Raw genomic sequence first — 12,874 nt, 5'->3', positions numbered from 1 at the left:
CATTTCAATTGTTTTCACCGAGAATTTATTTTACTAATAACATTCGTTTCGTCTCTGTAAAACCATCCGCAATCAGTTTATAAAAATACACACCGCTATTCAGTCCACTCCCGTCAAAAGTGGTTTCATACGTCCCCGGCTGTAAACTTTCATTCACAAGCGTCGTAACTTCTTTCCCTGTAACATCATAAACCTTTAGCATCACATCACTGACCGCTGGAAGCTGAAAGCTGATAACTGTTCTCGGATTAAAGGGGTTCGGATAGTTTTGCGATAGTGAATATTTCCCCGGGATATTTGTACTAATTGTATTAATAAATGTTAAAGTTGTATCGCCGTATAATTGGCCGTTAATTACAAAGCCTTTCAAAGTGTAAATGTTATGATTTTGACCGTAGACACTTGCTACATGTGAAATATCAGAATAGCAACCAATGTTTTTCGCAAAATTTTCTGTCTTTGTACTACCACCATTATGTATCGAAAATGAGTAATAATAGGTTTTTATTCGCGTAATTATTCCGAAAAGTGAGGTGTCCTTTATCTGAGTGCAATAATAATTATTCATTGTACATGGCATATACGAATTATTGCAGGAATCGCCTACATTAACCGACAAATCATAATACATTCGTTCATAATTACAATCTGGAGCATAATTTGCGTACATTTTAATTTGTCCATTAGTGGAATCATAACGAATCCAGTATGCGGAAACTGAAGGGATAATGTTTGTATAGAAATATTTTCTGTTATTAATAACAGTATCTTTTGTAATTTGTGTTACGGTAATTGAATAGATATAAGAACCACCCATTGAAGATGCTTTTAAATACACCCATTTATTCCCGACGGCAAGGGGTAAATATTTGGCAGAAACTGTATCTGCTGCTTTTGAGATCATAGTAATAAATATTATCTGCAATAAAACAAATATTATCTTATTCATAATTTATTATTTTAAATATACCATTCTTTTTGTCTCCGAAAAACCATCTGTAGTAAGTCTATAAAAATACACCCCGCTATTCAGTCCACTCCCGTCAAAAATAGTTTCATACGTCCCCGCCTGCAGCCTCTCATTCACAAGCGTCGCAACTTCCTTCCCTGTAACATCATAAACCTTTAGCATCACATCACTGACCGCTGGAAGCTGAAAGCTGATAACTGTTCTCGGATTAAACGGGTTCGGATAGTTTTGCTTTAATGAATACACTGAAGGAATCTCAGTTGAAATATTCTGAACATCTGTCAAACCTCCCGTCACAGTTGTATAAATTATTCCGTTGTTGCCTGCAATCCAACCTGAGTTTTTATCGAGAAAATAAATTGAGTTTAAACCTCCCGCGGATAATTGCTGAATCCAGTTAGCCCCGCTGTTGTTTGTTCTTAAAACTGAGTTAGAATTTTTTAATATCCATATTGTATCTTTGTTAGCAAGAGCAAAACTATTTACAAAGTATGTAGTTGCCGAATCAACTATTTGCCAATTCACACCGCCATTTGTTGTTTTACGAAGCATTCTCTTAAAAGTATATCCATTATTTGCATCAACGAATCTTATTTTTCCAATGTATGAACCTCCCAAGGTAGTATCACCATATACTAAATTCCAGTTCACACCTGTGTTAGTAGTTTTCAAAACTCCAAAAAATCCAATCATTACATCACTAATACTGTAAGTTGTTGCCCATCCTGTGCTTGAGTTTATAAATGAGATTCCTTTCATCCAACCATTGCCAAATTGATTCCAATTGCTGCCACCGTTGAATGAACTGTACGTTCCGCCTGATGAACCCATACAAAAATTATCTGTACCGGCATAAGTTGCAAAAATTGTATCTTTGTTCAAGACAGCAAGGTCATAAAAGATATCCCACGTTGAATTTGAAAGTAGCGTTGTCCAGGTTTCTCCTCCGTTTGTAGTCTTTGCAAGAATATCATTATCAATACAAAACGGATCCTGAGTTTGCAAACCCCCTGCTACATATCCGAAATTGGAATTATAAAATCTTATTACATTCAATTTGCTTACTGTAAAAGGAGGTATCTCAGTCCAGATACTCCCGCCGTTCGTTGTCTTTATAATTCTTCCCGAATCTCCGCAAGCCCAGCCTGTCTGAGAATTTATGAAGAAAATATCCAGTAAATTTTTTGTTGTAGGAGTTGTTTGCAAAAACCAACCCGTCTGAGAAATAGCAACATTGCAAATCAACATAAGAAGTATAACAATTAACTTTTTCATTCCTCATAAAATTTATGTTTTTAAATTCCCCGCTATTCTCACAACGGGGATTGATTTATTTCAATAATAATCCCGATACTGTTAGTTATTCCCGATAAAGAACATCGGGATAAACTAAGACTTCCGGTAAAGTCCTCCACGGCGGACTATTTAATCATAATCATCCTTTTTGTTTCTGTAAAATCAAGTGTGCTTAGTCTATAAAAATAAACCCCGCTATTAAGTCCGCTCCCGTCAAAAGTGGTTTCATACGTTCCCGCCTGCAGTCTTTCATTCACGAGTGTCGCAACTTCTTTCCCTGTAACGTCATAAACCTTTAGCATCACATCACTGACCGCTGGAAGCTGAAAGCTGATAACTGTTCTCGGATTAAATGGATTGGGATAATTTTGCGATAGTGAAAATGCTGAAGGTATTTCAGTGCTTATCATTTGTATTTGTAGTATTTCGGAAAGTTCTCTTTTCCATACAGACCCTGATGTATTAGAAAATGCTCCTGCATATATAATGCTGTTAACAATAAGTAATGAATGAATAGAAGGTGGAGGGTAGTTGAATCCCTGATTTTTATTCATCCAGTTTACACCGTTATTTGTAGATAAATATACACCATCACCATGAAATGCATCCTGGTCGGAAAATCCCGCAAAGATTCTATCGCCGGATATTACAATACTCCTGATTCTAAAGGTTGCACTTGTTAATACATTTTCCGTCCAGTTTGTGCCATTATCTATCGATGAATACACACTGCCGTCTGTACCCGCATATATATTTGAACTTGAAACCGCAAGTGACCAAATGGGAATATTGTTTAATCCTTTTAAGGACCAGTTCGCTCCGTTATCAGTTGATAAATATACTCCACCGGTGTTGTATGTTCCGGCATATATACTTGTTCCTGAAACCGCAAATGTCCAGATACCTCTCTCTGTTAAACCGGCAGATGACCAATTTGCTCCGTTGTTTGTTGATAAGAAAACTCCTCCGTTATAGGTTCCTGCAAGAACATTCATGCCCACTACAGCAACTGCCTTTACGATTTGACCGCTTAAACCGTTATTTACAGCAGTCCAGTTGGAGCCATTATTTGTCGTTAAAAATACTCCGCTGTTATTTGCACCTGCAAATATGTTTGAACCTGATACTGCAAGCGATGTTATTTCCATACCCATTAATCCTTTGACAGTCCAGTTTGTACCATGGTTAGTTGATAAGAATACTCCATTGTATTGTGTTCCTGCAAAAATATTTGATTCTGAATAAACTAATGTATTAACCGTTCCGCCTAATGGTGCAGATGTTGGCATCCACTGCGCAATAGTGTTCATTGATAAGAGCATTGCTAAGATTACTAATAATTTTTTCATGGTAATTATTTTATTAATACCATCCTTTTCGTCTCCGCAAAACCATCCGTCGTCAGTCTATAAAAATACACGCCGCTATTAAGTCCGCTCCCGTCAAAAGTGGTTTCATACGTCCCCGGCTGCAGCCTTTCATTCACAAGCGTCGCAACTTCCTTTCCCGTAATGTCAAATACTTTCAATGTCGATAAACTAACAACTGACAACTGAAAACTAATTTTAGTTCTCGGATTAAACGGGTTCGGATAGTTTTGCGATAGTGAATACTTTGATGGTAATGCAGATGATATTTCGTTTACAGATACTAATTCCTGAAAGTCTCTTCTCCATACTTTGTATGATTGGAATCCACTTGAATAATAAGCACGACCTGCAAGAACATAACCGTTTGCATACAAAAGATTTGTTATTATATAATCGTCTCCATCAAAACCCTCATTCTTACGTATCCAGTATATACCTCCATTTGTTGAAATAATTATTCCACTGCCCCAAGCTCCAGCAATTACACATGTTCCAAATGCAATTAATGATTTTATGATTGAGCTGCTGAATTGTGATGTTTGATTAAAGGTGTAACCATTGTCTGTAGATTTTATAATTCCTGAGGAATAAGTTACGGCATAAAGTTCATTTCCTAAAGCTGTCATTAAAGATATTTCATATGTATATAAATATGAAGTTGACCAATTCACACCATTGTTAGAAGAAATATTGATATAATTAGAACCATAAACATAAACATTACTTCCGTTAATGAGCAATCGACCGTAAATTGAGTTTATAGTGGCCCAATTTGTTCCGTTATTAGTTGATACTAATAAATTGGGATTTGATGTGGCAAAAAGATGTGTGCTGTTCGAACCGAAAGAACTAATTTCTAAGTTCATCGAAGTCCAACTTGCACCAAAATTATCGGTGTAATATGTTCCTTGATTATTAGTACAGGCAAACAAGCGTGAACCGTTTGCGAATATATTTATTATTCGCAGTGGAAAAAATGCTGTTGGGGTCCAGCTTAAACCGTTGTTTGTAGAACGAAATATTCCGGAAGAGTCAGTAATTTCTGGACCAGTGAAAAAAGATGCTGCAGTGTATATATCAGTACCGATAGTTGTAAATCCGCATACAGAACCTCCTAAAAGTCCGTTTGAAGCATTTTGCCATTGCCCGCTTACATTCATTGTAATGAGCATTACTAAAACAACAAATATATATTTCATATCTTTATGATTTAATAATTATAAAATCCCCAGCATTCAGTGGGATTAGTAAATTATTTTATCATCATCATCCTCTTCGTTTCCGAAAAACCATCCGTAGTAAGTCTGTAAAAATACACGCCGCTATTAAGTATGCTCCCGTTAAACGTGGTTTCGTACGTACCCGCCTGCAGTCTTTCATTCACAAGCGTCGCAACTTCTTTCCCAGTAACATCATAAACCTTTAGCATCACGTTACTGACGGCTGGAAGTTGAAAGCTGATAACTGTTCTCGGATTAAACGGGTTCGGATAGTTTTGCTTTAATGAATACGCAGACGGTATTTCAGTCGAAATATTCTGCACTGATACCGTTCCGCCGCCGTTTGTTGTTTTATATATTCTTCCATTACCTCCAACTATCCACCCTGTATCGGCATTATTAAAATCAACAGCATATAATGGTTGATAAGGACCCGGCGAAGGATCAACCTGTGCTCTCCAGTTCGTTCCTCCATTTGTGGTTTTAATTATTTGACCTGCATCTCCTACTATCCATCCTGTATTTTCATTTATCATTTCAATGTTGTACAGTTCCCAGTTGGCAGGGTGCTGGTTCATCTGGTCAACCCAGTTAACACCTGCATTTGTTGTTTTCTGAATTAAACTTTGGTTTGATGCACTTGTTCCCACTACCCAGCCTGTGTAAGCATTCACAAAATACATTGACATAAACATCATAGCATTTGAATGGGAATATATTTTCGTCCAGTTAAGACCGCCGTTCGTTGTCTTTAACACAGAAGGTTTGCTATCCATACCATACCCTGCCATATACCCTGTGTTTGCATCGATGAAACAAATCTTATCTATACCTATAGCTCCGCTGACGTAAACTCTTTGCCAGCTCTCTCCGCCGTCAGTTGTTTTTACTAAGGCCGTATCAATCGACCATCCACCTGCATAGCCGGTATCAGAATTTATAAATTGAAGTGCCCCTCTTAATGCAATTCGACTTCCACTAAACTTTAAAACCCAGTTTGTGCCGCCATTTGTTGTTTTATAAATAGATGAATTAAATGTCGATGTGTTACTGCAAACCGCAACACCCGTATTTATATCGATGAAATAAATATCAAATACATTTAAATATGTAATTGGAGTTGGCATATCCCAGTTAGTACCTCCGTCGGTCGTCTTTAAAATAATACCACTCACGGACGATATATAACCCGTCTGACTATTCAGAAAAAGAATATTGTAATGCGAAGCAGGGGTTGGTGATATCTGCTGAACCCATTGTGAATATAGCTGTGCGGTTACGAGTAAAACTGCGGTGAGGAGGAAAATCAGTTTTTTCATAGTCTTTTATGGTTTGATTTCTAAAAAACACTATTAACATAAATTATACATTTGAATCAATTTATTCAATATAAATCCCGTGGCTTTCGCTGCTGAGATTTTAAAATTTATTTAATTAGCACCATCCTCTTCGTTTCTGAAAAACCATCCGTAGTTAGTCTATAAAAATACACCCCGCTATTAAGTCCGCTCCCGTCAAAAGTGGTTTCATACGATCCCGCCTGCAGCCTTTCATTCACAAGTGTCGCAATTTCCTTCCCTGTAACATCATAAACCTTTAGCATCACATCACTGACCGCTGGAAGCTGAAAGCTGATAACTGTTCTCGGATTAAACGGATTCGGAAAATTCTGACTGAGCGAATAAGAATTAGGTATTTCAGTCGATATATTCTGCACTGATACCGTTCCGCCGCCGTTAATTGTAAAAAAGACCTTACCTTGTGAACCCGCAGCCCAGCCGGTGTTTTCATTAATAAACTGAATATCCCACATCCACCATCCTGATGGTGTTGACTGCGTAAACCAGTTCACGCCGCCGTTTGTTGTCTTTTGAATTTTTGGTGAATCCCCCGCAACCCAGCCTGTGTTTTCATTCAGGAAGTACAACTCGTATGTTTCATTCGTATTCGCATTCGTTTGATGAGTCCAGTTCACACCTCCATTAGTTGTTTTTCTCAGCAGACCTCCCCAGGGTGAAGACTGATTTCCCGAAACCCAGCCCGTGTTTGCGTTCACGAAGAAAACCGAGCAAAGCCAGAAACCATTGCCAAAGTTTGAATGCAATGTCCACGAATAACCGCCGTTTGTTGTTTTGAAAATCGCCTCGCCGCCTGAATAGCTTCCTGTTGCAAAACCGGTTGTCTCATTTAAAAATGAAAAACATTCAATACCATAACAGTTGAAAGGCACTGCCGCCAGCCAGGTCACACCGGCATTTGTAGTTTTCAAAACAGGTGACATTGAAGCCGAATTCACCCAGCCCCCAAGATATCCCGTAAATGAATTTACAAATTGTAAAGCGAGAAAGTTTCCGTCAGTTGTAATAAAATCAACCCAGTGCAAACCGCCGTCTGTAGTTCTTGATATTAAACCAACTCTTATTGGTGAGGAAAGCCCGCCAACCGCTACACCCGTATTTTCATTCACAAAATAAACGTCAAGATAATCTTTACCTGCTGCATTCTCACGCAGCAAAAACCAGTTCACACCGCCGTTTGTTGTTTTAATTATTGTTTCATCATCACCCGCTGCATATATTACGTTTGCATTTACAACAAAAATTGCTTCGAGTGCATTTGTGGTTGGTGTTGACTGTAATACCCATTGTGAATATAGCTGTGCGGTTACGAGTAAAACTGCTGTGAGGAGGAAAATCAGTTTTTTCATAGTCTTTTATGAGTTGATTTATAAAAAACGTTATTAACATAAATTATACATTTGAATCAATTTATTCAATATAAATTTTGAGAATGCAAAAAATGCTTGTACGGAATCAGGTATGAAAAATCGAAAGAATCTTAATATTTAAATCATTGAAAAATTGTTAATCCAATATCAATTTTTTCCTTTACTTTAATTTATATTTTTTGTATCTTTGTAGTGAGTTTACAATTGAATATTTCCCAGGAGAAATATTCAGGTGTGCAGTTTATAAAAAAGAACTGCTTTGTAATTTTATGTAATAACAATTCTTTATTTTAACATCCCATGAACATACCATCAACATCCCATAAACATACCATGAAAATGCCATATTTCCATATAGCGTTCATATAGAGTTTATATGAAATTTATATAGAACGCATATAGCTCGCAAATAGCTATCATATAGCTTTCATATGGCCCTTATATAGCTCTATATATAGGGTTTATATTTCCGGTTTTTGTAATAATTCCGCCAAAATCTATCAAAAATCTCGAATTTCTTCCAAATATCAAGCAAATATTAATGAAAAAGGGTGAAATTATTGCAATTTCACCCTTTTTGAATGTAAAAACTATGAAAATTTAATCCTTTACTAACCGCACCGATAATCCTCTTTCTTTCGCACCATCAAACCTTGCTACATCAGTATAGTTGTGGATTACAAAATAATACCACGCGTTTGCCTCATTATTCTCTGTCGAAGTCCAAAAACATCCAAACTTTAAGTAATCATAAAAGTCGCCGTCTGAATCTCGTATTCCGCCCGGGACAGCATTAAAACCACTTTCATCGGTGCCGTTCTTATCATTAAACCAGCCGTTCTTACCCTTCAATTTCTGCCCTGATGTCATCCAGTCGCCAAGAAAATCAATGAGCTGTTGCCAGTCGTTATCGGTCGATATATGCCAGCCCTCAGGTGCAAGACCACGCGTGTCATTCACTGCATGCCAATTGTAAAGCCTGCCGTACGTCTTCCCGTTTTCTGTTTTGTTCTCATACCAGCACCATGCACCGGTTTTAAGTTTCGACCATTCATTTGCATCCTGCACTTGTGGTATTTCATCGCCGTTCCTGTAATGTGTAACTACAAGATTTTCAGCCGACCATTCCTGTAAACCTATCTTAACTGTTTCGTAAACATTCCCGTCTTTATCCGTAACTTGGGAAAATGATATGCCTGTAAATAGAAACAGAACAGCGCTTAGCGCTAATGTATATTTTGTTATTCTTTTCATAATATTTTTATATTAATCTTTTACACAACGAACAGAAAGCCCAAAATCCTTTCCGTAATTCGGAGCATATACATCAGGAATACTGCCTATTACATTTCTAAACCAGGCATTAGCTGAATTAAATTCTGTAGAAGTCCAGAAGAGTGCATTCTTTCCCATGTTTGAAAAATAACCGTCATGTGTTCTGTAACCTCCCGGAATTGCAGTAAAACCGCTTTTGTTATCTCCGTTTCCCCCCTCACTCCATCCGCTCGTTGATTTCAGCTTTGTGCCCGCAGTTTCTGCACCGCCTAAATTATCCGTAAGTTTATTCCATTCATCGCTTGAGGGTATAAGCCATCCCTCAGGTGCCAGCCCGCGCGGATCATTCACCGCATACCAGTTATAAAGCCTGCCGTATGTTGTGCCGTTCGCTGAGTTGTTTTCGTACCAGCACCAGGCACCCGTCGTTAGATTGTCCCATTCCTCTTTATCCTGAACTTCAGGAATTGGGTCGCCGTTTCTGTAATGCTCAACATTTAGATTCTCTGCCATCCAATCTTGCTTACCGATTGTAACCGTTTTATAACTATTCCCGTCTTTATCAGTTACCTGAGAATATGATGTGTTAACTGCAAAGAAAAGAAACATAACTAAAATCATTACAAATAAATTTGAATGTTTCATCTGTTTAATCCTTTATTATAAAGTTTATAAAAAGTTTTAATATTCAAAATAAGCAGAGCCGAAAACAGAACAAATCCCTGCAATTAAACCCTCAAACGATATTGAAACATTTATAGACTGAGATAAGATAAACAACTTTATCATTTGTTCAGAAAAGTTGGTTACACAAATTTAATTATTTTTTGCTATTTATGAAACAGATAATAATTGGAACACGAATTAATTTAATTTGCTGAAACTATACAACGCAATTTAAGTGTTAATTTATTATGATTAATTTTATGCTAAAAAGTAAAATAATATATATTATATCAGGATTTCTTTTATTCTTCAATTCTGTTTCGAATAGCACAGAAATCCCGTTTACTATAATTCATTTCAGCGACTCACACTCTTATGTATTAGGTTTGGGTGAAAAGAACATTCAGGGCGAATACACTAAAGGCGGTATATCAAGACTTGCTACATTCATTGCTAACACACGCAGCACAGACTCGAACGTAATGGTATTCCATTCGGGTGATATATTCACAGGAGACTTCTTTTTTAATAAGTACTTTTCATTTCCTGAATATAATGTTTTAAGCAGACTGAATCTTGATGCTATTGCAGTCGGAAACCATGATTTAGACGTAGGTCCGCAGGTTTTGTACAATTCGCTTGATACTGCTTTCCATACAAGTGCCGTTCCTCTTGTATCTTCAAACTTAAACATGAACGGGTTTCCTTCATTAACTCAATTCGTTTATCCATATATCATAAAACATTACGACAGCGTAAAGATTGGAATATTCGGTCTTACAATAAACGACCCTTCAAGTAATCCGTTTCCTGTTGTCATAAATGACAGTGCTCTTCAGATTGCAGGAAAAACGACAGCAGCACTAATAAATCAAGGATGCGATGTAATAGTGTGCCTCTCGCACATGGGATATGAATTTGATAATTTCATGGCTTCAGTCGTTCCTGGTATTAACATAATTCTCGGAGGACATGACCATTTCATAACAACACAGCCGGTTTTCGTGCCGAATCCCGCGGGTCACAGCACGATAATATGCCACCCGGGAAGTCACTACAGATATGCCGGAAAACTTAGGTTCGAATATGATAACGGGAACGTAATATTCGAAAACTATAGTCTCGTTGAAATAAATCAAAGTATTCCTGAGAATGCTGAAATCAAGAGCTATGTAAATTCACTTAAAAAAGGAATAATAAACAGATATGGTGATGTTTTCCAGAATGTGACTTATGCAAAAAGTAATATTTCTCCTTCCTGGAACGATAGTATATCCTTCAGGGATACTCCTCTTGGTAATCTTGTTACGGACGCACAAAGAAGTCTTACAAATACACAAATTTCAATGACAGCCGTTGGACTGACCGCAGAAACAATTTACCATGGAGGTGTAACAGGGTACGACATTTTAAGGACTATGCCTTACGGTTATGACACTGCTACAGGACTCGGTTTCAACGTTATGAAATTCAGTATTACGGGTGCAGAACTGAAAAGAGGACTCGAACTGATATTCGCTTTAATTACGAATAACGTAAGTTACTTCCCTCAGTTTGCCGGTCTTAGATTCGATTATGATAAAACCCTGCCAATCGGTCAAAGAGTGATTCCCTCGAGCATGTTCGTAAATGACACAGCATTTTCGACATCTGCAAACTACTCTGCATCTGCTAATGAAGGTTTACTTTTTGCACTCTCACAGCTTGGGATACAGATAAGCAGCCTGACACCTACATTTACACCTGAATATATATGCATTAAGAATTTTGTATCAACATTCGATACACTTAATTATGTTTCTACTGGTAGAATCAAGGAATTAAGCACAGCTTTCATTTCTAATGAAACATCGAGAATCACTGGATATAAATTATACAATAATTATCCAAACCCTTTTAATCCCGAAACTAACATTAAATTCTCTGTACCAAAAGATGGTAACGTTGTTATTAAAATATTCGACATTAGAGGCAAAGAGATTGCAGAAGTAGTCAATAAATTTTTCAGAACAGGTGAATATACTGTAAAATATAACGCTAAAATACTTTCCTCAGGTGTTTATTTTTACAGAATGTCAGCAGAGGATTACAATGATACTAAAAAGATGGTGTTAGTAAGATAAAGTGTTCATAAACAAAAACGGCTCTTAATGATAGAGCCGTTTTTAATGAAAGAGATAACAATAAGTTATAAAACGTTTTTAATTCTTTTAATTGCTTCCTTTATATTCTCTCTTGAATTAGCATAAGAGAATCTCAGATATCCTTCGCCGTATTCGCCGAAAGCCGTACCTGATAACGCTGCTACGTTAGCTTTGTATAGCAGATGGTCATTAAGCTCTCTTGATGTATAACCCGTCTTTGTTATATTCGGGAAAGCATAGAATGCACCGTCAGGAACGATACATGAAAATCCTTTTAGAGAATTTAATCCTTCAACAATGGTATCCCGGCGTGCAAGGAACTCTGCTTTCATCTGGTCGACTGAATCCTGCGGACCTTCGAGTGCTTCAATACATCCTTTCTGAACGAATGTGTTTGTGCATGATACGCTGTTTGTAACTAATTTGGAAATCATTGGAGCAATCTCTTTGTTCATTACACCAAAACCCGCTCTCCATCCTGTCATTGCGTAATACTTTGAGAAACCGTCAAGTATAATAGTTCTCTCTTTAAAGCCCGGAACCTGTGCAATACTGAAATGTTCGCCTGAAAATATCAAACGTGAATATATCTCATCGCTCAGTATCCAGATATCTTTATCCTTTACAATATCTGCAATCTTAAGAATAGCATCTTTTGTAAGAATTCCGCCTGTTGGGTTCTGAGGTGTATTAATTATTAAAAGTTTAGTCTTTGGTGTAATTAATTTTCTTAAATCCTCAGGGTCAAAGGCAAATCCTTTTTCTTCCTTTAACGGAATAGGAACTGGTTTGCCTCCCATAAATTTAATCATCGATTCATAGATAGGAAATCCCGGATTTGGATAAAGGACTTCATCACCTTCATCAATAAGTGCGATGATTGCAAAAAACATAATCGGTTTCCCGCCCGGTGTCATTACTACTTCATCAGCAGTAAAATCCAGACCTCTGGTTCTTGACATATATTTTGCAATTGACTCTCTCAAAGGCAGAATACCGTTTGAAGGAGTATAATGTGTATCGCCGCCTTGCAATGACTTCGCAGCTGCCTGAACAATGTTATCAGGCGTCGGAAAATCAGGCTCTCCAATTTCAAGATGGATAATGTGCTTGCCTTCAGCTTCCAGTTTCTTTGCTTTAGCTAAAACCTCAAAGGCAGTCTCAGTGCCGAGGTTTTGCATTCTTTTTGCATATTTAAAATTCAT

General features: G+C 37.3%; 10 protein-coding genes. 1 reads left to right on the top strand and 9 read right to left on the bottom strand.

Annotated elements, in window-relative coordinates:
- Positions 1-25: 25 nt before the first annotated feature.
- From WC644_12260 to WC644_12225, 8 genes are all read right to left on the bottom strand, one after another.
- The gene (locus WC644_12260) at positions 26-949 is read right to left on the bottom strand and encodes a T9SS type A sorting domain-containing protein (protein ID MFA5012708.1); all 924 of its coding nucleotides are present in this window, start codon (positions 947-949) and stop codon (positions 26-28) included.
- Between the two features lie 6 nt (positions 950-955).
- A complete protein-coding gene (locus WC644_12255) occupies positions 956-2,245 on the bottom strand; it encodes a YCF48-related protein (protein MFA5012707.1) in 1,290 nt (429 codons plus the stop codon).
- 146 nt (positions 2,246-2,391) lie between these two features.
- Complete coding sequence (locus tag WC644_12250) at positions 2,392-3,615, bottom strand: T9SS type A sorting domain-containing protein (protein ID MFA5012706.1); 1,224 nt, start codon at positions 3,613-3,615, stop codon at positions 2,392-2,394.
- A 5-nt stretch (positions 3,616-3,620) separates the two neighbouring features.
- A complete protein-coding gene (locus tag WC644_12245; protein ID MFA5012705.1) occupies positions 3,621-4,835 on the bottom strand; it encodes a T9SS type A sorting domain-containing protein in 1,215 nt (404 codons plus the stop codon).
- A gap of 53 nt (positions 4,836-4,888) precedes the next feature.
- A complete protein-coding gene (locus WC644_12240; GenBank protein ID MFA5012704.1) occupies positions 4,889-6,175 on the bottom strand; it encodes a YCF48-related protein in 1,287 nt (428 codons plus the stop codon).
- Positions 6,176-6,282: 107 nt separating this feature from the next.
- On the bottom strand, positions 6,283-7,563 hold the full coding sequence (locus tag WC644_12235; GenBank protein MFA5012703.1) for a T9SS type A sorting domain-containing protein: 1,281 nt from the start codon (positions 7,561-7,563) through the stop codon (positions 6,283-6,285).
- Positions 7,564-8,184: 621 nt separating this feature from the next.
- A complete protein-coding gene (locus tag WC644_12230) occupies positions 8,185-8,838 on the bottom strand; it encodes an FISUMP domain-containing protein (GenBank protein MFA5012702.1) in 654 nt (217 codons plus the stop codon).
- 12 nt (positions 8,839-8,850) lie between these two features.
- Positions 8,851-9,504, bottom strand: a complete 654-nt coding sequence (locus tag WC644_12225) for a fibrobacter succinogenes major paralogous domain-containing protein (GenBank protein ID MFA5012701.1) — start codon at positions 9,502-9,504, stop codon at positions 8,851-8,853.
- 281 nt (positions 9,505-9,785) lie between these two features.
- Between WC644_12225 and WC644_12220 the strand changes: the two genes are divergently transcribed.
- Positions 9,786-11,648, top strand: a complete 1,863-nt coding sequence (locus WC644_12220) for a 5'-nucleotidase C-terminal domain-containing protein (GenBank protein ID MFA5012700.1) — start codon at positions 9,786-9,788, stop codon at positions 11,646-11,648.
- 65 nt (positions 11,649-11,713) lie between these two features.
- Here the strand turns inward: WC644_12220 and WC644_12215 are convergent, their stop codons facing one another.
- Positions 11,714-12,874: a pyridoxal phosphate-dependent aminotransferase gene (locus WC644_12215; protein ID MFA5012699.1), complete on the bottom strand. Its 1,161-nt coding sequence runs from the start codon at positions 12,872-12,874 to the stop codon at positions 11,714-11,716.

The sequence above is a fragment of the Ignavibacteria bacterium genome, assembly GCA_041649015.1.
Lineage (GTDB): Bacteria > Bacteroidota > Ignavibacteria > Tepidaquicellales > Tepidaquicellaceae > CAIKZJ01.
Note: the sequence above shows the minus strand (reverse complement) of the source record. Positions and strands in the feature narration are given on the sequence as shown.